The organism is Bacillus sp. LSHTCR4 (assembly GCF_057197025.1).
On record NZ_JBXUNO010000002.1, the window covers coordinates 237,787 to 255,765 of the forward strand.

A 17,979-nucleotide genomic window follows, 5' to 3' on the forward strand; every position below is an offset into this window, starting at 1 on the left:
GTGTCGTGTATTTAAGCGTGCGGTCTAATTGAAATCCCATCAAATAAGTCAGTCCAAAATGCTTCATTGTACTGGTATACATCCATAATAGGGCATTTTATAACGCAAATATGTTGTAGTCCCCAATCTTCTTCTACAACAGTTGGTACATCTGCAGGAATGAGTAATAAGACGGAGAATTTATGTTTGACTACTTGAGATAAAATGTGTTCCAAGGAACGTGCTTCTTCGTATGTCCCTCCAGTTCGAATAAACAATATGGATTTTGCCGTCTCAATTGTTGTTAGAAAACGATGAATTCGGTGCTCATAATTTAGCTTGATTTCTGAATAAGAAGGCCAAGAAGTTGGTGTGTTTACATCTGTTTTAAAGTCATGACAGGAGTCGATTTCATAGAGGTTGTCCCGTAGTCTCAATTTTGCATCATCATCCCAAAATGAGATGAAGGATAAATTTTCGAACTGTAAAAAACGGTCAAATCGATTTTGTAATAATACATTCACTTTTTCTAATGAAGGGCTTAACATAAAATCAATAACACCAAAAAATGGTGATAATTCGAATTGATATAACGCCCAAGCAGGCCAGCAGTTTTGTCCTAAGCTGAATACTGCATGATATTCTTTTTTTATATCGGATAGATTCATGTGATTCATCTCATCCTTTTTGTTACTATTTTATGCTACTCAAAAATGGTATGTGAATAAAGATAGACAAGCATATTTGCAAAGAATAAGCAGAAATATGTTACAATAGAAAAAAATCGAACGAGGTGGTTGTTACGATGCGATCGAAGCGAGAACAAGCCATTTTAGACAATATAAAAGAATGGGAATCGCAATTAGTTGAGCAAGAAGCGACCGATTTTCAAAAAATGTTTGATAAATGGGTACATACTACAATTGCGAAATTACCTGAGAAAAAACGAAAAGATTTCTTTACGAAAGCAGATGGATGGCTCTTTCATTTGCATGCATTGATTCAAAGTTCACAATCACAGTTAGAGGCGCGTAATCGTATTTTAGGGACATCGAGATTATTTGATAAATCGATTGAGCAACTAGAGGATTTAAAAGCATTATCTATTGATCAATTAACATACATAGCAGAGCAGCAAACGGCAAGACATCGCTTATATTCATTCGTACAAGGCGGAGCAACGGGTGCTGGAGGTTTATTATTATTAACAGCTGATTTTCCGGTTATGATTGCGTTAAATGTGAAGGCTGTTCAACTTATTGCAACATCATTTGGGCATGATGTGAACAAGCCTTATGAAATGATGCTTGCGTTAAAGGTATTTCATGCATCATTACTACCGGGAAGACTTCAGCAATACGCATGGTACAATTTACTGCAAGAGCTAGAGCAAGAAGATTCCTTCTTCTATGAAGGAGACGAAGCGGTATTACAACCAGCTTCTACTGAAATTATCTTAAAACAAATTTTGAAAACATTTTCGATTTATGCACTTCGTCGTAAATTATTCCAAGGTATTCCGGTAATTGGAATGGCAATCGGGTCTACAGTGAATTATCGTTTAACAAGAAATGTTACTGAATTTGCAAATAGATTTTATCAAGTGCGCCACATAGTCGAGAAGGAAAAAAGAGCATAAAAAAAGCGAGAGGCCGAAGCCTTTCGCTTTTTTAATTTGTTGCATGCTTTTTGGACATTGGAATAGATACTGGTTGCTTTTCTTCTGCTTTTTCTGTTTTTGGATAATAAATTAAATCCAATGTTTTTGCCTGTACGGCAATCGAAAGAATAGTAAAAGCAATTTCTGTCCAATTTAAATAATATAATGAAAGCGCAAGAACAATCGCGTCAAAGACGAAGAAAATTTGCCCAATTGTAAAACGTGTTTTTTTACTTAATACAATTGTTAAAATATCGTCTCCGCCGGTTGCACCGCCAAATCGCAATATAAAACCGAGTCCAATACCAGCTAACGCACCGCCAACTACTGCAGCTATAAATAAATTGTTTGATAAATCGACCGTAAATGGAGAATAATTTTCCATAAGAGAATAAAATACTCCGAATGAAATTGAACCTAAGAATGAATAGCCAACCATTTTTCTACCTAAAAATGAAGCACACAGTAAAATAATTGGGATATCCATAATTACAGTTGAAATAGATGGTGAAATATCATAAAAATTTTGGATGAATAGTGCAATACCTACAAAGCCACCTTCTGTTAAGTGGTTTTGGAAGTGAATGTGATATAGCGCTGCTGCTAAAATAAATGAACCGATTAAAACCATAAAAATTTCTTTAATAATTTGTCGACTTTGGATGTTCCTCATCGTTATTCCTTCTTTCCGTAGTTAGTAGTCCTTTTTGTGTTGTAAACTAACTACGAGCTCACATGTAGCTTTCAGTTAGTTTACGAAAAAACTAACTACGCTATATGTCGCTGAAGAAATAACGAATAATCCTCTCGTCCATCAATTCTCCCTACCTTCGTTTTAGTTTAAGTCTTAAAACGACTAAACAAAACGTGGAGTAGGATTCTTCATTTAGCAATCCTGCTCTTCTTTGTTTTGTTTAGCTAGTAACAATTAAGTCCTAAACAAAACGCTATGTGTAAGAAGAGTCTTTTTTTTGCCAAATTATCCTTCGGGCAATCATAATTTCCCCACTCTCGTATTTTTTTCGCTAGACTAAAGTATCTGAGCTGAAAAATACGCTACGTGTATGATTCGTCAATACGATGCCACATGCTCCTTCGAGCGATCATGATATCAAAATCCCTTCCTTCAAGATTTATATTATTATATCATACTTTCAAAAAATGTATGCGGATGGAAACCGACAATAACCGGAGGAAATCTACAAAAATTGTTATGTTTAAATATTTTTGTAGAAAAGCCTAAGTTATTTTGGAGAATTGGACAGTTTTTTAGTTTGTCCAATAAGTAAGAAAAGAAGAGTTTCTATTCAGTTGTATTTTTATCATCATTTTTATCTTTAAAAAACGCATCCCAGCTAATCACACTTAAAAAAGTTAAAGCGATAATAACGAAAGCGCGCATAAGCTTAAGACCTCCTTTTGTACATAGTATATGAATCATTCACTTCCGAATGTGTCATTTTTTACAAGACTTAACTATTATGAGAGTATATTAATATAGATAGATGAAAGGGGGAGTGAAGATATGCTAAAAGACATGTTCAAAAGAAAAGAATTAACATGTGTTATATGTCAGAAAAAGATTGAATATGAAGAAGAGCTAGTTGCTTTTGTAAAGTTGCCGAAAGAAAGAAGTATATTAGTTGGCCCGTTTGATGTGTGCTTGGCGAAAACAGCACAAGAGATATATTGTAAATCGTGTTACGACAAAAAAGCATGACCCAAAATAATTGAGGGGCATGCTTTTTTCATTGGTGTGCTTTCCCCTCGGATACATTTTGAGTGAGTCGATACCAAAGCCAAAGGTCATTAATGATGGAAGCGAGATCGGCAATTTCTGAATTCAGTTTGCAAGAAATTTCGAAGTCTTCTTCGTTATTTAAATGATGCTGTTTTGTATTAATATCGTGTTCCAGTTCTTTTATACGATCAGGAATCTTTCCGCGAACTTGCTCCCATTTTAATAAAATTGCATGTTGCATTTTTTCGGGGATATCTTCCCAGTCTTCTTGTAAATGCGGAATTTCAATTCCGAGATGTTCATCGTATAAGAAATACTTTTCCATAAGTTCACCCCCGTTTTCCTGCGTTTATTGTACATGAAAACAGAAAGAAGTTCGACGAAATTGTTTGAAAAAATTTGAAAATGACTCTTGATACATTTTGTGAAAGGTGTTAAAGTGTGAATTATTATAAAAGAAAATGAATAATTATTCTTTAGGGGGATGCAAAATGGAGAAGAAAAAAGTTGTATTAGCATATTCCGGAGGTCTTGATACTTCTGTTGCAATTAAATGGTTACAAGAGAAGAATTATGATATTATCGCGCTTTGTTTAGACTTAGGGGAAGGTAAAGACTTAGCATTTGTAAAAGAAAAGGCACTTTCAGTAGGTGCAATTAAATCATATATGATTGATGTTCAAGAAGAATTTGCAAACGAATATGCATTGATGGCGATGCAAGCGCACACGTTATACGAAGGAAAATACCCTCTCGTTTCGGCCCTATCACGCCCACTTATCGCGAAGAAATTAGTGGAAATTGCAGAACAAGAAGGAGCGACTGCAGTTGCACATGGATGTACAGGGAAAGGGAATGATCAAGTTCGTTTTGAAGTTTCTATTCAAGCATTAAATCCTTACTTAGAAGTGATTGCACCTGTACGTGAATGGAAATGGTCACGTGAAGAAGAAATTGCTTATGCAAAAGAAAACGACGTACCGATTCCAATTAATTTAGATAGCCCGTTTTCAATCGATCAAAACTTATGGGGACGCAGCAATGAATGTGGTATTTTAGAAGATCCATGGGCAGCGCCGCCAGAAGATGCATATGAGATGACATTGGCATTAGAAGATACACCGAATAAACCAGAGTTTGTAGAAATTGGCTTTGAAGCAGGCGTGCCGACTACTTTAAATGGTACTTCATATCCACTTTCAGAACTAATTAAAACGTTAAATGCACTTGCTGGAAAACATGGCGTTGGACGTATCGATCACGTAGAAAATCGCCTTGTCGGTATTAAATCGCGTGAAGTATACGAATGCCCAGCAGCAATGACATTAATTACGGCGCATAAAGAACTTGAAGATTTAACACTCGTAAAAGAAGTAGCACATTTTAAACCGATGATTGAGCAAAAAATAACAGAGCTTATTTATAACGGTTTATGGTTCTCGCCTTTAAAACAAGCGCTTCATGCTTTCTTACAAGAAACGCAAAAAAATGTAACAGGTACAGTGCGTGTGAAATTATTTAAAGGTCATGCAATTGTAGAAGGGCGTAAATCTGAGTACTCTTTATACGATGAAAAATTAGCAACGTATACTGCTCAGGATGAATTTAATCATGATGCAGCAGTTGGATTCATTTCATTATTCGGTTTACCGACGAAAGTATACAGCCAAGTGAATCAAAAGAAGGTGGAAGCGTGAGCAAACTTTGGGGCGGACGTTTTACAGAAGAAGCGGAAGCGTGGGTTGAAGAGTTCGGGGCATCCATCTCCTTCGATCAACAATTAGTAAATCAAGATATAAACGGGAGTATTGCGCACGTAACGATGCTAGCAAAGCAAGGCATCGTTACGAAAGAAGAAGCAGAGAAAATAAAAATAGGTCTTCAATATTTATTAGAAGAAGCGAAACAAAATAAACTGCATTTTTCCGTTGAAGCGGAAGACATTCATTTGAATATCGAAAAGATGTTAATTGAACAAATCGGCGAAGTAGGAGGGAAGCTTCATACTGGCCGAAGTCGTAACGATCAAGTAGCGACCGATATGCACTTATATTTAAAAGAAAAAGTAGAACATATTATGAAAGCTACAAAACAATTGCAAACGGTTCTTGTTCATCAAGCAGAAAATAACATTGAAACGATTATGCCTGGCTATACGCATTTGCAACGTGCCCAGCCAATTTCATTTGCTCATCATATTCTCGCTTATTTTTGGATGTTAGAGCGTGATGTAAATCGTTATGAAGATTCGTTAAAGCGTATTAACATATCGCCATTAGGAGCAGGAGCGTTAGCTGGAACAACATTCCCGATTGACCGAGAATATAGTGCGGAGCTTCTTGGATTTAATGGAATCTATGAAAATAGTTTAGATGCAGTAAGCGATCGTGATTTCATACTGGAGTTCCTCAGTAACTCATCTATGCTTATGATGCATTTATCGCGCTTTTGCGAAGAACTTATTTTATGGAGTAGCCAAGAGTTTCAATTTATTGAAATGAGCGATCAATATGCAACGGGAAGCAGTATTATGCCGCAAAAGAAAAACCCGGATATGGCAGAACTTATTCGTGGTAAAACAGGCAGAGTGTACGGTAATTTATTTAGTTTACTTACAGTCATGAAAGGATTACCGCTCGCTTACAATAAAGATTTGCAAGAAGATAAAGAAGGAATGTTTGATACAGTAAAAACAGTAGAAGGATGCCTTCATATTATGGCAGGCATGTTAGAGACGATGACTGTAAACAAAGAAAAAATGGGGCAAGCTGTAACGCAAGATTTCTCTAACGCAACAGAAATCGCCGACTACTTAGCAAACAAAGGACTACCATTCCGTCAAGCTCATGAAATTGTTGGAAAGCTAGTGCTACACTGCACACAAAAAGGAATTTATTTAGTAGATGTGCCACTTGAAACGTATAAAGAAATGAGTTCGTTATTTGAAGAAGATTTGTATGAAGTGCTGTCACCATATGCGGCTGTAAAGCGTCGTAACAGTGCTGGCGGGACAGGATTTGAGCAAATTGAAAAAGCTTTGGAGAAGGCGAAGGGATTAGTTGGAGAGTTTGTAGGAATTAAATGATGTATGAGATAGAAGGTAAGGTGCTTTTTATAGAAAGCACCTTACCTTTTTGTATTTAGATTTTTATAGGAGTATTTATCATTTCATACTCATAAAATGATGTTTCTCATGTATCGCTAATAGTTGAATAGATTGAATCAAATTAGGATAGTGAGCAATTGGATCTAAAAATACGATATGCCCTGCAATATTTTCTTCTATATTTTGAACAAGTTTTTTTATTTCATTTGTTTCACGTGTAAGTAATTCTTCTAATTGAGTTACATTCATAGATTGATAGACTTTTTTTGAAGGGATTAAAATCCAAGGTGCTTTCATTCCTTTGCCATGCTTTTCTTTATATTCGGCATAAATGTCATGTGTTTCAGTGGCAAATGGGGCGTTTTTTCTTAGCTTTGCATAAGGGATAAGGGTGAAAGAGAATTTAATTGCTACTTTAAGCATCTTTGCAATTAAATATAAGTGATAAAAGTGTTCACCAATAGACCATTTTTTGTCCTCTTTCCTATACCATAGTTGTTCTTTTGATAGTGAATGGAGATGAGGAAGGAATTCGTTCCTTTGTACATGTAATGTATGAAAATGTTTTGAGATATTTTCAGATTTCATATTTTGACAGCCTCCACATTTTTCCTAATTATAGCATTTTTCGTGTGGATGTAAGTAAGCCTAGAGCAATTTGCTCTAGGCTTACAATGTATCGATTAATCATACTTATGTCGATCTTCCGTAATTCGAATATACTCAATATCCATCAAATCTCTAAGCAGTGCACCGTTACTTAGTTCAACTCCATGTTTCTCTTTAAAATGAGTACGAATCGTATCTAACATTTCGATTTCTTTCCCATTCACATCTAAAATAATACGTTCAGAATCATCCATGTTGCATCCTCCTTTTTTAAACATATATATTTTGTCCGTCTACTTCTAAAAAATGTATGTTAATGTAATGTTAGGAAATAAGAAAGGGATGGAAAATGAGACGTATTTATTTTATAGGGCTAATTTTGTACACGCTAATTGTATTACACGTTGCATTTCCAAATGTTTTTTCATTTGAGGATGTAGAAACAGTACATATCGGGATATTTATCTTTATTCTATTTGTAGTAGACTGCTGTATTTCGATATGGCTTTCGAAAAGAAAACATGTACAAGATAAAAAAGAAATGGAACGAAAAAAGAGAAAACGTTCATTTTGGATAACAACGTATTGTTTTTCTTTAGTGATTGCCGCTGCTTGTTTTAGTGAGCATATTCCATTAGAAAGATTAGATATTAAATTTTGGGTAATCGTATTCGCATGTTATTTTTTCATGCACTTTCTTCCTTATATGAAAGAAAAGCAAGGAGAAGAGGAAGATCCAATTGTAGAAGAAGCGAGAGAACAAGAGCATAAAAGAATAGAAGAAGATATAAAGAAACTTGGAGAACAAAAATGGTATTTGAAATCAAAAATCATATATGTTCTTTGCTTTATTACGCCGCCAATTGGTTATTTGTATGTATTCTGCCTTCGTAAAAAAATGACAGAAGATGCAAGGCAATCTTATTTAACAGTAGCTACGATTATGATGGCATTGTGGTCTTTGAAGTTTCTTCCACCTTATGTATTGGCAATTACTATTGTTATTGTGGCTTGTCTTGTATTTATAGTAAAATATGTGAAATAAAAAACGCTAAACTTAATATATAATACTGAATCTAAAGTAATTAAATATATAAGATATACTACACGACAACACATGTTGTTTAACAATGTAGTTTTAAGGTGTATTAGCACGATTCTTGATACACCTATTTTTTTATGTTCTTTATCCTCCATTTATCAATACATTTAACCTCTTTATAACTATATACATCAAAGTGATAATAAAGTTGTTTCTGTAAAACTTTAAGAAAGAACGGTGCTTTTTAATAACTACATATCATTGTTATAAGATGAAAAATGATAAAGTATAAAACTGAGAAGAAAAACAAGAGATGTTATACTATAATTTGCTAGTTCAGTAATAATAGGAGGGATAATAATGGTTCAATCAATAGTTCATATCGCATTAGTAGTAAAAGATTATGATGAAGCAATAGAGTTCTATACAAAGAAACTAAACTTTACATTAGTTCAAGATATATATCAACCAGAGCAAAACAAAAGATGGGTAGTGGTATCTCCTCCTGGTTCAGTCGGTACCACAATATTACTGGCTAGAGCATCCAAACCTGAGCAAGATTCTTTTATCGGTAACCAGTCAGGCGGCAGAGTTTTTCTTTTCTTAAATACTGACGATTTTTGGAGGGATTATAATGAAATGATCTCAAGAGGAATTGAATTTGTGAGAGAGCCGCAAGAGCAAGATTATGGAACAGTTGCAGTATTCAAGGATTTATATGGGAACTTATGGGGTTTGTTGCAATTAAAAAATGATCATCCAATTGCTCAAAGAATTAAGTAGAATACAGTTTAAACTGTATGAAACGATCAATTGGAAAATAAGGATTTTGAAGTGTTCTTTGATTTTGTGGAGTGGATTGATATTTTTAAAATCCATGTAAGGGTAGAGGGAAATAGAGAAGATTTATTTCTGTGAACAAAAATAAAGGCGTGTCGTGAAAAAAAGGAGTGGATTTCCCGCTCCTTTTTTACTTTCTTATCGTTGTTTCACAACATGTATTTATTGTTCATTTGAGCTATAAATTTTAATTTCCTTAACCCAACCCCAAGCCTTTAATAAAGCATCTGGACTTGGTGCTTTATTTATAAATTAAAGCTCACCTTGCTCCTCATCACCACGAACAACAAGGACATCGCATTTCGCATAGCGAATAATATGTTCAGAGACGCTACCAATTAGGAAACGCTCAACAGCATTTAAACCAGTTGCACCACACATAATTAAATCTACTTTATGGTTTGGAGCGATTTCTTTTGAGATTTTTGATTTAGGATTACCAAATTCTAATACAGTTTCAATTTTTTCAAGGCCAGCTTCAAGCGCAGTTTTTTTGTAGTCTTCTAATAAGTCTTCTGCAAATAGATTTGCACGTTCAGCAATTGCACGGCTATAAGCTTCTACTGCTGAGTATGCTTTTACATCAACGATATGAGCAATAGTTAATGTTGCATTGTTGCGTTTTGCGACTTGAATTGCTTTTTTAAAGGCTTTTTCTGCTTCTTTAGAACCATCCACCGCGATTAAAATATTTGTATATGTATTATTCATAGTAAATTCCTCCCAATCATTTTTATTACCGTTTACAACTTTATTATAAAACAAATTTTGGTAATGTGCTTGTCGGAAACGTTACAGAATTTCGAAAACTCTGTTTTGATTCATTTTAGTTGTAATTGGTGCGAGAACTTGTTACATATGAACTATAGCAATTTAAAAGGAGGCATGTTTGTGAGACACGCGCTCATTACAGCCGGTACGAAAGGTTTAGGAAAGCAAGTAACAGAAAAGTTATTGGCTAAAGGATATTCAGTAACAGTAACGTATCATAGCGATATCACGGCTATGGAAAAGATGAAAGAAACATATAAAAATATGGAAGAGCGTCTACAATTCGTGCAAGCGGATGTCACGAAAAAGGAAGATTTACATAAAATGGTAGAAGAAGCGATAAGCCGTTTTGGCAAAATTGATTTCTTAATTAATAATGCTGGTCCATATGTATTTGAACGAAAAAAGTTAGTCGATTATGAAGAAGATGAATGGAATGAAATGATTCAGGGTAATTTAACAGCGGTATTTCATTTGTTGAAACTTGTCGTTCCGGTTATGAGAAAACAGAACTTTGGCCGTATTATAAATTACGGATTTCAAGGGGCGGATAGCGCACCGGGATGGATTTATCGTTCAGCTTTTGCGGCAGCGAAAGTAGGACTTGTTTCATTAACGAAAACAGTTGCTTACGAAGAAGCTGAATATGGTATTACTGCAAATATGGTATGTCCTGGTGATATTATTGGTGAAATGAAAGAAGCGACGATTCAAGAAGCACGTCAGTTAAAAGAACATAACACACCAATTGGTAGATCTGGAACAGGCGAAGATATCGCAAGAACGATTTCGTTTTTATGTGAGGACGATTCCGATATGATTACCGGTACAATTATTGAAGTGACTGGTGCAGTAGATGTTATTCATAGACATCGATAGAGAAAAATAAAGAGAAGTTTCGAATAATTGGACAGTTTATCCTTTATGCAAAGAGGTGCGGATAATACTGTCCTTTAATGTAAGATTAAATCTATCGGAAAACTTGTATTATTTTTTTGTCAAATATTGAGATATTATGTTAAAATATAAGAGCGTAGAAAGCGCTTTAAAAAATGATTCAGGGGTCATTTCATAACTCAAGGGGGAACTAATCATGCGTATCGGTATTCCAACAGAAATTAAAAACAATGAAAACCGCGTGGCAATGACGCCAGCGGGAGCAGTACATTTAGTACAAAATGGTCATGAAGTTTTTGTTCAAAAAGGAGCAGGTTTAGGATCTGGTTTTACGGATGAAGAATACGTACAAGCTGGTGCGAAACTTGTTGAAACTGCTGAAGAAGCATGGAATCAAGATATGGTTATGAAGGTAAAAGAGCCAGTAGCAAGTGAATACGGCTATTTCCGTGAAGGTTTAATTTTATTCACATACTTACACTTAGCTCCAGAACCAGAATTAACGAAAGCATTAATTGATAACAAAGTTGTATCAATTGCATACGAAACAGTACAATTAGACAATCGTTCACTACCATTACTTGCACCTATGAGTGAAGTAGCAGGTCGTATGTCTGCACAAATCGGTGCACAATTCCTTGAGAAAAACAAAGGTGGTAAAGGTATTTTACTTGCAGGCGTTCCAGGGGTAAAACGCGGCAAAGTAACAATTATCGGCGGTGGTCAAGCTGGTACAAACGCAGCGAAGATTGCAGTAGGTTTAGGTGCAGATGTAACAATCATCGACTTAAGTGCAGAACGTCTTCGTCAACTAGATGACATTTTCGGTAACCAAGTAAAAACGTTAATGTCTAATCCATACAACATTGCAGAAGCTGTAAAAGAATCTGACCTTGTTATTGGTGCAGTATTAATTCCAGGTGCAAAAGCGCCAAAACTTGTAACAGAAGAAATGATTCAATCAATGGAGCCAGGTTCTGTCGTTGTAGATATCGCGATTGACCAAGGTGGTATTTTCGAAACAACTGACCGTATTACAACTCATGATAACCCAACTTACGAAAAACACGGCGTTGTTCATTATGCAGTTGCGAATATGCCAGGTGCGGTTCCACGTACATCAACTCTTGCATTAACAAACGTAACAGTACCATATGCAGTACAAATTGCGAACAAAGGTTATAAAGATGCTTGCTTAGGCAACACTGCATTATTAAAAGGTATTAATACATTAGATGGCTATGTAACATTCGAAGCGGTTGCAGAAGCTCACGGCTTACAATACGCTGATGCAAAAGAGCTTCTTGAGAAAGCTCCTGCTTTATCATAATAGAAATACATGTAAGCCCCTCCTTACGCAAGGAGGGGCTTTTTGTTTAGATTAATTGTCTAGTTTCTTTACAATTTTCAATCCAAACATCATTGTAAAGAAAAGAATGCCGAACAAGTAATATAAGGCATACTCAACTCGTATCATCGAATTTTTGTCAGTGATATATAAAATAAATAGTATCGCAGAACCGATTAAATGAGAGAGGCCGAAAATTTGCGCCATAAGTTTTAAGCTCATTTTCTCGATTCGTTCATCCATTTCAGGTAATGGATACTTCTCGGAATCGCTCTTTTTTTTCTTAAAGAATATCCGTTTCACTACGAATAGTATCAAGGCTAAGAGTATGTATACGCCAGTGAATAGAAGGACAGAGCTAATCTTTTCTTCATCATTACTATTGAAATAAAGAAAAGTTGAACCTAACAATAAAATGGTAAGATGCGAAATGAACTCTTGATTAAAAGTATTTTTCATTCTTTTTCCTCCCCAGTTTTATCTAATTGAAATAAATCTTCTACTTTACAGTTGAAAAACTCACATAATTTCAATGCTAATTCTAAACTCGGGTTGTATTTATTCTTCTCGATGGCGATGAGGGATTGTCTAGTGATTTGAACAGAGGAAGCTAATTGTTCTTGGGTGATGTCTCGAACGACGCGGAATTGTTTTACCTTATTTTTAATCAAATATACAAAGTCTCCTTTTTGTAAATTTGTTACATTTATTATATCCATTTTTAGGTAATAAGTAAATGAAACTTTACAAAAAGTAAACAAAGCTTTACGTGAAATATAGCTTGTTATAATGTTAATTTTTGTGATAATTTGGAATTAAATGAAAAAATAAAAGTCAAAAGAGGGGATTGGGTGGGAAACAAAAAGAGGAAGAAAAAGGAAGCGAAAAGACGAAAGTATATAAAGAAAAAACAGGAACAGAACATACCTTTTTCAAAAAAAGTAGTTCTTATAATAGAAAAAACATTTCGATATATTTGTATGTTCTTGTATGTGATTTTTTGCGTGTTTTTATGTGGAATGGTTAAAAATTTTGGGATAACCTCCAATGTTATTGAAGGTATTTTTGGCGTTATACTTGTTATGGTAGAAGGAATCTTATTCTTTATATTATTTGATAAAATGTGGCCTAGTCATGAAAGTAAAAAAGATAGAAAAAGAAGCAAAAAATCTTCATACGCTTCAAGTTCATCAAGTGGATTCAGTGACTACAGTAGCAGTGATTGTAGTAGCTCAAGTGATGGTGGAGGAGATTGCGGAGGTGGTGGAGACTAAGTTGTTTTTTCAGAAGAACGACTAATGAAAGGATGAGACGAAAGATGGAAACTGTGAACTTAATAGAATTAACAAAGGACATTCAAGATCAACATAAAAACTTCGTCGTTTCAAATATAAACAGTCATTGCTTACGAATCGCTGTATTTACTGGTGAATATGATTGGCACTATCATTCTAATTCGGATGAATTATTTATTGTGTTAGAGGGAGAATTACTTATTGATTTTGAAGATGGAGAAACAGCGGTATTAAAGCCAAATGATTCTATTTTAATTCCGGCATGTACGATTCATAGAACGAGAGCATTAAAGAGAACGGTAAATCTTTGTTTTGAAAATATAGAGGCGGATACGATTAAAGTGGAGCAATTATGAAAAAATTATCCGTAGCCGAGTATAGAAAAATCCTTCCGATTTTAGAAAGTCATACAAAAACGACGACGTTTGCTTATGCGGTATGTGATCACATGATAGATGGTGAGTTTTTTGCAAACGAGAAGTTAACAGCAGGACTAATTCGTACAGCGAATGGTATTTATTATTTATTTGGTGATACTGATGATCAAAATTATAACGAAGATTTATTTTCGTTTATAAAAAAGGCTATTGAAAAAACAGAGAAGAGATTTACATTGTTCACTTCGAGTGAAGAGTGGGAAATAATGATTGAAGAGCGTTTTAGTCATGTACTTCGGAACATTCCGCGAATGAAATTTCAAAGCGTAACCTTTGAAGCGAGAAAACGAGATTGTAACAAAAATACATATGAAGTGAAGCGTATTGATAGAAGAGATATAGAACGAAGCAGTGAATTTACAGAGGAGTACTACAAAGAATATTGGGGATCAAAAGAAACGTTTTTAAACGGTGGTTTTGGATTTTGTATAGAACAAGATGGGATGATTGTAGCGGAATGTGTTTCGATATTTAATGGGAATGGATTTGCGGAAATTGATATTGCGACGCATAAAGCATATCAAGGGAAAGGATTAGCCCAAGCTGTCGCAACACGGTTTATTGAACATTGCATGCAAAATGATATTACACCGTGCTGGGATTGTTATGTAGACAACATTTCTTCGCGAAAATTAGCTAGCAAATTAAGTTTTCATAATCCGATAGAATATAGTTTATTTGTACGTAAGAAAACGGGGGAATAAAAATGAATGTGGAATTAACGAGATTTAAAGTGAAGCCTGGTAAAAGTCATCGTGTAGATGAATGGATGCAGCTTCTTAATGACAATATGAAAGAAGTACTTTTGACATTAAACGACGAAAAGATGTACGTTGAGACAATTTTCCGGGAAATAAGAGATGGAGAAGAGTACTTATATTGGTATTCTGTGCAAGGAGAAGGCGGGGCTCTTGTCGAAAATTCTCATCATGAAATTGATAAAAAGCATTTGGAATTTTGGTATGAGTGTATTGATGAAGAAGCACCGTCTGTTGATATGAAAACAGAAGTCGTTATGATTCAAGATATTGTGAAGGACGCGATGAAATAATAAAAAGCACATCAAAATGGATGTGCTTTTTATTATTAAAATTTTTTTAAGAAAAGCTGTATACATTTTACGCTCTCAAACGTTGAGTATGTAGAAAGGAGAGCTAGATGAGCCATGATACATTTGAATCGTTATTAATAGAGAAATCAAAAGCTGTGTTTGGATACTTAATTAAGATTGGAGCAAATAGAAAAGAAGCAGAAGATATTGTGCAAGATACGTTATATAAAGCTTTATTACTTATGGAAGAAATACCGTTAGAGCATTTAACACCGTGGCTCTTTAGGGTTGCAATTAATCAGCATCGAGATTTATATCGAAAAGAAAAAAGACTAAATCCAATCGCAATTGAATCGGTCGTTCTTATTGGTCAAAAGTCATTGGATGAAGTGCTTTTAACAAGTGAACTACAAGGCGAGGTACAAGAAGTATTGGGGACGATGACGGAGGATTATCGTCATATTTTACTGTTAAAATATGAGTATGAACTATCTTATAAGGAAATTGCCATTTTATTAAGTATGAAAGAAGATACAGTAAAAACAAGTTTGTACCGTGCAAGAAATCAATTTAAAAAATTGTATAGGAGGAGAAACGATGAGTCGGAAAGACTTTGATTTGAATATGGATGATAAGCAGATGAAGACTTTGATGAAGAGAGCGAAGAGGAAGCAGTTTTGGAGAAATTGGCTTATTTCTATTTGTGCGTGCATTATTGTTATAGTAACTTTGTTTTTGGGTGCATCTTACTTCTCACAGCAAACGTTTAGAAAAATGGAAAGAGAAATGAATGCACTACATATGGTTCAAGGACCTAATATCCGTTTCAGCGGAAGCATGTATTTAAGTCTTGGTATGACAGGAAGTACAGTAATATATAACTCTTATAAAAATATAGCTGGTCAACCAGTGAAATGGGTAAATGATATATACGAATCTGGTATATGGGATTATAGTATGAAGCACTACAATGGTGAGCTTGTTAGTTTAGATGAGGAAAAAAGGGGTGAAGAGGCTGTTACGATACCAGATTATAATGTGCAAACAATGCAAAGGGAAATGAGGTTTTATTTACCTTTCGTTACTTATAAAAATTATGTGGATGACCTGAAAAATATTGGGGATTTGCAAAATAAAGTTGCAGAAGTAGCCTTATCTTTTGATAAATCGTATACAGCTGAACAAATTACTGAAATGCTTCCGAAAAGTGTACAGCCAGTTTGGTTTTGGGTAGATACATATAATGAAAAGAAAAGTGATTCTTATGTAGGGTTAAAAGATCCTAAAAATGGCGCGATATTAAATGCAGAAATGGCTAAAAATGTTTTTGGATTTGAAGGAAGTTATGCAAAAGTAAAAGAAGATGTGAAAAACGATTTAACAATAAACTCAAAAGAGTTTCTATACCAAATGAAGTATTTGGCAAAAAATAGTGAAGGTATACCAAGTGATTATTTTGAACAATATTATAAAGAAATAAAAAACACCAAACCAAAAGACCTACCAATATACGGTATAGTCGTAACAGGCAAAACAGAGGATTTACAAAGTTTACAAGGAGCACCATATATTAAGGCTGCTGTTAGAGGTGTAACAGTTGAGAAATATTAATCACAGTCTATTAATGTGAATAATCAGAAAATTTATGTTATAATATGTGAAAAGGAGGTTTATATGAGGCAAATACATGGAGCAATTTATATTTACATAACAATGTTTTTCGTGGCGATATCTTATGGATTAGGGCACGTGTATTCGCATCCTATACTAACTTTTTTAAGCGGAGCATGTATGGCGTTTGCGCTTCTTGTCCACCTTTTCTCAGTTTGGATCGTGAAATTCCAATTAAATATTAGTGAAATAGAAGAAGGCACTTTCTAAGTGGCCTTCTTTTTTTAATAATATTTTGGAAGCTCTTGGAGCAATTTTTCAATTTCGCATTCGGTTTCTTTACATATGGAAAATGTACGTAGTCTGAAAAATAAGCTACGTAAGAAAGATTTTATGTTTCCGTATAGAAACTCGTACGATTTAATATGTAATGTTTGTTTTTGGACGGGTAATTGAGCTACTAAGTCATGAAGGGCTAATATGAGTGCTTCTTCCTTTAAGCCATTTTGTAGCATTGCGACAATTGGATAAACGAGACGCTCGTCTTCTTCATATTTGTAGCAAATAGAATGGACACCAACTTTGTTTAATAAAGTTTGTAATATTTCTTGGTAATGTAAAGTTTCTAGTTTAGGACTGCGAACAAGCGCCTCAAATGTATCAGAAGCATGAGCGATACTATGTGCCCATCCGTGGTCTTGCACATATCCACGGAAATCACGTTCATTGTTCATATATAGAATTAATTGATCTGTTACAGTTAAAATATCAGTCTGTGATAAGAAATTATGATTTGTATCTGCATCTATAATGAGAGCAATTAATAATGTTGTAAATGCTCGGGTAAATACCGCCTCTTCGTCATCCGAATGAATCTTATACAATAAATATTTTTCACCGATGCTTTCTAGTAATAGCTTCTGTAATTGCGTGTGTGAAATGTATTCCTTTTTGATGAGGTGATAAAAAGTAGAGTAAATAAGTTTGTCTCTTAAATAGCTATCAGTATCTCCAATATGCTCAAGCATATTGGAACTTAAAGGATCGATATTGAGGGCATCATTGATTACGTAATTATTATTACGAATTTCTTCTAACTGTTGTTGTAACATATAAACCTCCTATTTTAGAAAATTCTGTATTTCAATAGTATAATAGAAGGAAGAAATAGACAATAAATAAGTGCATTTGAATGGAGGGGTATGATGAAGAGAGCATTATTCTTTTTCATTAGTATTTTCTTTTTAGGAAGCTGCGCGATTTGGTATTTTACTTTTTCTAGCGAGAGCAAAAGTTGGACAGGACAATATAAAGGCCATATTAAGGATGACAGTGAAGATGGAGTGTTTATATTTCAGTATAAGGGTGGAGATGGGAATACAGAATTTAAGAATTTAGAGATTGCTATTAATGGAGCTTTTAGCACAATGACACAAACGTCAGAAAATCATAAAGGAGCAAAGGTTGAAATGAAGTCTTCTTGTGTAAGTTGCGCGCCTCTATCTAAAGATGAACCGATAGAGATTGTGATTAAATGGGATGATAAGTATGAGGAGAAGATGGTTTTAAAGCCGAAATAGCCTAGAGTGAGG

The 17,979-nt window shown here is 34.5% G+C and carries 25 protein-coding genes; 16 read left to right on the plus strand and 9 right to left on the minus strand.

Annotation, left to right across the window (positions count from 1 at the left end; translation table 11 throughout):
* Positions 1-11: 11 nt before the first annotated feature.
* Complete coding sequence (locus AC2CGR_RS14890) at positions 12-647, minus strand: DUF1796 family putative cysteine peptidase (protein ID WP_131102652.1); 636 nt, start codon at positions 645-647, stop codon at positions 12-14.
* A 137-nt stretch (positions 648-784) separates the two neighbouring features.
* Here AC2CGR_RS14890 and AC2CGR_RS14895 point away from each other — a divergent pair, with 137 nt between their 5' ends.
* Complete coding sequence (locus AC2CGR_RS14895; RefSeq protein ID WP_484480963.1) at positions 785-1,618, plus strand: EcsC family protein; 834 nt, start codon at positions 785-787, stop codon at positions 1,616-1,618.
* 31 nt (positions 1,619-1,649) lie between these two features.
* Here the strand turns inward: AC2CGR_RS14895 and AC2CGR_RS14900 are convergent, their stop codons facing one another.
* The gene (locus tag AC2CGR_RS14900; protein ID WP_001244510.1) at positions 1,650-2,312 is read right to left on the minus strand and encodes a YitT family protein; all 663 of its coding nucleotides are present in this window, start codon (positions 2,310-2,312) and stop codon (positions 1,650-1,652) included.
* Between the two features lie 852 nt (positions 2,313-3,164).
* Here AC2CGR_RS14900 and AC2CGR_RS14905 point away from each other — a divergent pair.
* Positions 3,165-3,359, plus strand: coding sequence for a hypothetical protein (locus tag AC2CGR_RS14905; protein ID WP_000910285.1), 195 nt, complete (start codon positions 3,165-3,167; stop codon positions 3,357-3,359).
* A 28-nt stretch (positions 3,360-3,387) separates the two neighbouring features.
* On the opposite strand, the gene AC2CGR_RS14910 is transcribed toward AC2CGR_RS14905, so the two are convergent.
* The gene (locus AC2CGR_RS14910) at positions 3,388-3,705 is read right to left on the minus strand and encodes a radical SAM protein (RefSeq protein WP_131102650.1); all 318 of its coding nucleotides are present in this window, start codon (positions 3,703-3,705) and stop codon (positions 3,388-3,390) included.
* A gap of 166 nt (positions 3,706-3,871) precedes the next feature.
* Here AC2CGR_RS14910 and AC2CGR_RS14915 point away from each other — a divergent pair, with 166 nt between their 5' ends.
* Both AC2CGR_RS14915 and argH read left to right on the plus strand, forming a co-directional pair.
* Positions 3,872-5,077: an argininosuccinate synthase gene (locus AC2CGR_RS14915; RefSeq protein WP_131100841.1), complete on the plus strand. Its 1,206-nt coding sequence runs from the start codon at positions 3,872-3,874 to the stop codon at positions 5,075-5,077.
* A complete protein-coding gene (argH, locus tag AC2CGR_RS14920) occupies positions 5,074-6,465 on the plus strand; it encodes an argininosuccinate lyase (protein WP_131100839.1) in 1,392 nt (463 codons plus the stop codon). The genes AC2CGR_RS14915 and argH overlap by 4 nt, the downstream gene beginning before the upstream one ends.
* A gap of 78 nt (positions 6,466-6,543) precedes the next feature.
* On the opposite strand, the gene AC2CGR_RS14925 is transcribed toward argH, so the two are convergent.
* Entirely contained in the window at positions 6,544-7,074 is a 531-nt protein-coding gene (locus AC2CGR_RS14925; protein ID WP_049106978.1) for a DinB family protein, read from the minus strand.
* 95 nt (positions 7,075-7,169) lie between these two features.
* Complete coding sequence (locus AC2CGR_RS14930) at positions 7,170-7,349, minus strand: hypothetical protein (protein WP_000342760.1); 180 nt, start codon at positions 7,347-7,349, stop codon at positions 7,170-7,172.
* A 95-nt stretch (positions 7,350-7,444) separates the two neighbouring features.
* Here AC2CGR_RS14930 and AC2CGR_RS14935 point away from each other — a divergent pair, with 95 nt between their 5' ends.
* On the plus strand, positions 7,445-8,140 hold the full coding sequence (locus AC2CGR_RS14935; RefSeq protein WP_131100835.1) for a hypothetical protein: 696 nt from the start codon (positions 7,445-7,447) through the stop codon (positions 8,138-8,140).
* Between the two features lie 357 nt (positions 8,141-8,497).
* Complete coding sequence (locus AC2CGR_RS14940) at positions 8,498-8,920, plus strand: VOC family protein (protein ID WP_484480964.1); 423 nt, start codon at positions 8,498-8,500, stop codon at positions 8,918-8,920.
* A 309-nt stretch (positions 8,921-9,229) separates the two neighbouring features.
* On the opposite strand, the gene AC2CGR_RS14945 is transcribed toward AC2CGR_RS14940, so the two are convergent.
* The gene (locus tag AC2CGR_RS14945; protein WP_001066673.1) at positions 9,230-9,688 is read right to left on the minus strand and encodes a universal stress protein; all 459 of its coding nucleotides are present in this window, start codon (positions 9,686-9,688) and stop codon (positions 9,230-9,232) included.
* 147 nt (positions 9,689-9,835) lie between these two features.
* Between AC2CGR_RS14945 and AC2CGR_RS14950 the strand changes: the two genes are divergently transcribed.
* Together AC2CGR_RS14950 and ald are read left to right on the plus strand one after the other, a co-directional pair.
* Positions 9,836-10,627, plus strand: a complete 792-nt coding sequence (locus AC2CGR_RS14950; protein ID WP_484480965.1) for an SDR family oxidoreductase — start codon at positions 9,836-9,838, stop codon at positions 10,625-10,627.
* Positions 10,628-10,841: 214 nt separating this feature from the next.
* Positions 10,842-11,975, plus strand: coding sequence for an alanine dehydrogenase (ald, locus tag AC2CGR_RS14955; RefSeq protein WP_001219405.1), 1,134 nt, complete (start codon positions 10,842-10,844; stop codon positions 11,973-11,975).
* A 51-nt stretch (positions 11,976-12,026) separates the two neighbouring features.
* Here the strand turns inward: ald and AC2CGR_RS14960 are convergent, their stop codons facing one another.
* Positions 12,027-12,452, minus strand: a complete 426-nt coding sequence (locus AC2CGR_RS14960) for a hypothetical protein (protein WP_029440109.1) — start codon at positions 12,450-12,452, stop codon at positions 12,027-12,029.
* Positions 12,449-12,712 (minus strand): helix-turn-helix transcriptional regulator, encoded by a 264-nt coding sequence (locus AC2CGR_RS14965; protein ID WP_002003636.1) that lies wholly within the window; start codon positions 12,710-12,712, stop codon positions 12,449-12,451. The genes AC2CGR_RS14960 and AC2CGR_RS14965 overlap by 4 nt, the downstream gene beginning before the upstream one ends.
* Positions 12,713-12,844: 132 nt before the next feature.
* Here AC2CGR_RS14965 and AC2CGR_RS14970 point away from each other — a divergent pair, with 132 nt between their 5' ends.
* The 7 genes from AC2CGR_RS14970 to AC2CGR_RS15000 all read left to right on the plus strand — a co-directional run bounded on the left by AC2CGR_RS14970 (position 12,845) and on the right by AC2CGR_RS15000 (position 16,657).
* Positions 12,845-13,267 carry a hypothetical protein gene (locus AC2CGR_RS14970; RefSeq protein WP_484480966.1) on the plus strand — a complete coding sequence of 141 codons (423 nt, stop codon included), beginning with the start codon at positions 12,845-12,847 and terminating at the stop codon, positions 13,265-13,267.
* A gap of 44 nt (positions 13,268-13,311) precedes the next feature.
* Positions 13,312-13,644, plus strand: a complete 333-nt coding sequence (locus AC2CGR_RS14975) for a cupin domain-containing protein (RefSeq protein ID WP_048544398.1) — start codon at positions 13,312-13,314, stop codon at positions 13,642-13,644.
* Positions 13,641-14,429 carry a GNAT family N-acetyltransferase gene (locus AC2CGR_RS14980; RefSeq protein WP_484480967.1) on the plus strand — a complete coding sequence of 263 codons (789 nt, stop codon included), beginning with the start codon at positions 13,641-13,643 and terminating at the stop codon, positions 14,427-14,429. Before AC2CGR_RS14975 ends, AC2CGR_RS14980 begins: the two co-directional genes overlap by 4 nt.
* A gap of 2 nt (positions 14,430-14,431) precedes the next feature.
* Entirely contained in the window at positions 14,432-14,776 is a 345-nt protein-coding gene (locus tag AC2CGR_RS14985) for a DUF6176 family protein (RefSeq protein WP_029440105.1), read from the plus strand.
* Positions 14,777-14,883: 107 nt separating this feature from the next.
* Entirely contained in the window at positions 14,884-15,393 is a 510-nt protein-coding gene (locus AC2CGR_RS14990; protein WP_087968395.1) for an RNA polymerase sigma factor, read from the plus strand.
* The gene (locus AC2CGR_RS14995; RefSeq protein ID WP_484480968.1) at positions 15,374-16,387 is read left to right on the plus strand and encodes an anti sigma factor C-terminal domain-containing protein; all 1,014 of its coding nucleotides are present in this window, start codon (positions 15,374-15,376) and stop codon (positions 16,385-16,387) included. The genes AC2CGR_RS14990 and AC2CGR_RS14995 overlap by 20 nt, the downstream gene beginning before the upstream one ends.
* 63 nt (positions 16,388-16,450) lie before the next feature.
* Entirely contained in the window at positions 16,451-16,657 is a 207-nt protein-coding gene (locus tag AC2CGR_RS15000) for a hypothetical protein (protein ID WP_001248905.1), read from the plus strand.
* Between the two features lie 14 nt (positions 16,658-16,671).
* Here the strand turns inward: AC2CGR_RS15000 and AC2CGR_RS15005 are convergent, their stop codons facing one another.
* Entirely contained in the window at positions 16,672-17,499 is an 828-nt protein-coding gene (locus AC2CGR_RS15005) for a DUF2785 domain-containing protein (RefSeq protein WP_484480969.1), read from the minus strand.
* 93 nt (positions 17,500-17,592) lie between these two features.
* Here AC2CGR_RS15005 and AC2CGR_RS15010 point away from each other — a divergent pair, with 93 nt between their 5' ends.
* Complete coding sequence (locus tag AC2CGR_RS15010) at positions 17,593-17,967, plus strand: hypothetical protein (RefSeq protein ID WP_484480970.1); 375 nt, start codon at positions 17,593-17,595, stop codon at positions 17,965-17,967.
* Positions 17,968-17,979: the final 12 nt, after the last annotated feature.

What these genes read in the sequence shown, in the direction of transcription:
- AC2CGR_RS14890 (WP_131102652.1), bottom strand. Translation starts at nt 647, where the DNA reads ATGAATCTATCCGATATAAAAAAAGAATATCATGCAGTATTCAGCTTA.
- AC2CGR_RS14895 (WP_484480963.1), top strand. Translation starts at nt 785, where the DNA reads ATGCGATCGAAGCGAGAACAAGCCATTTTAGACAATATAAAAGAATGG.
- AC2CGR_RS14900 (WP_001244510.1), bottom strand. Translation starts at nt 2,312, where the DNA reads ATGAGGAACATCCAAAGTCGACAAATTATTAAAGAAATTTTTATGGTT.
- AC2CGR_RS14905 (WP_000910285.1), top strand. Translation starts at nt 3,165, where the DNA reads ATGCTAAAAGACATGTTCAAAAGAAAAGAATTAACATGTGTTATATGT.
- AC2CGR_RS14910 (WP_131102650.1), bottom strand. Translation starts at nt 3,705, where the DNA reads ATGGAAAAGTATTTCTTATACGATGAACATCTCGGAATTGAAATTCCG.
- AC2CGR_RS14915 (WP_131100841.1), top strand. Translation starts at nt 3,872, where the DNA reads ATGGAGAAGAAAAAAGTTGTATTAGCATATTCCGGAGGTCTTGATACT.
- AC2CGR_RS14925 (WP_049106978.1), bottom strand. Translation starts at nt 7,074, where the DNA reads ATGAAATCTGAAAATATCTCAAAACATTTTCATACATTACATGTACAA.
- AC2CGR_RS14930 (WP_000342760.1), bottom strand. Translation starts at nt 7,349, where the DNA reads ATGGATGATTCTGAACGTATTATTTTAGATGTGAATGGGAAAGAAATC.
- AC2CGR_RS14935 (WP_131100835.1), top strand. Translation starts at nt 7,445, where the DNA reads ATGAGACGTATTTATTTTATAGGGCTAATTTTGTACACGCTAATTGTA.
- AC2CGR_RS14940 (WP_484480964.1), top strand. Translation starts at nt 8,498, where the DNA reads ATGGTTCAATCAATAGTTCATATCGCATTAGTAGTAAAAGATTATGAT.
- AC2CGR_RS14945 (WP_001066673.1), bottom strand. Translation starts at nt 9,688, where the DNA reads ATGAATAATACATATACAAATATTTTAATCGCGGTGGATGGTTCTAAA.
- AC2CGR_RS14950 (WP_484480965.1), top strand. Translation starts at nt 9,836, where the DNA reads ATGAACTATAGCAATTTAAAAGGAGGCATGTTTGTGAGACACGCGCTC.
- ald (WP_001219405.1), top strand. Translation starts at nt 10,842, where the DNA reads ATGCGTATCGGTATTCCAACAGAAATTAAAAACAATGAAAACCGCGTG.
- AC2CGR_RS14960 (WP_029440109.1), bottom strand. Translation starts at nt 12,452, where the DNA reads ATGAAAAATACTTTTAATCAAGAGTTCATTTCGCATCTTACCATTTTA.
- AC2CGR_RS14965 (WP_002003636.1), bottom strand. Translation starts at nt 12,712, where the DNA reads ATGGATATAATAAATGTAACAAATTTACAAAAAGGAGACTTTGTATAT.
- AC2CGR_RS14975 (WP_048544398.1), top strand. Translation starts at nt 13,312, where the DNA reads ATGGAAACTGTGAACTTAATAGAATTAACAAAGGACATTCAAGATCAA.
- AC2CGR_RS14980 (WP_484480967.1), top strand. Translation starts at nt 13,641, where the DNA reads ATGAAAAAATTATCCGTAGCCGAGTATAGAAAAATCCTTCCGATTTTA.
- AC2CGR_RS14985 (WP_029440105.1), top strand. Translation starts at nt 14,432, where the DNA reads ATGAATGTGGAATTAACGAGATTTAAAGTGAAGCCTGGTAAAAGTCAT.
- AC2CGR_RS14990 (WP_087968395.1), top strand. Translation starts at nt 14,884, where the DNA reads ATGAGCCATGATACATTTGAATCGTTATTAATAGAGAAATCAAAAGCT.
- AC2CGR_RS14995 (WP_484480968.1), top strand. Translation starts at nt 15,374, where the DNA reads ATGAGTCGGAAAGACTTTGATTTGAATATGGATGATAAGCAGATGAAG.
- AC2CGR_RS15000 (WP_001248905.1), top strand. Translation starts at nt 16,451, where the DNA reads ATGAGGCAAATACATGGAGCAATTTATATTTACATAACAATGTTTTTC.
- AC2CGR_RS15005 (WP_484480969.1), bottom strand. Translation starts at nt 17,499, where the DNA reads ATGTTACAACAACAGTTAGAAGAAATTCGTAATAATAATTACGTAATC.
- AC2CGR_RS15010 (WP_484480970.1), top strand. Translation starts at nt 17,593, where the DNA reads ATGAAGAGAGCATTATTCTTTTTCATTAGTATTTTCTTTTTAGGAAGC.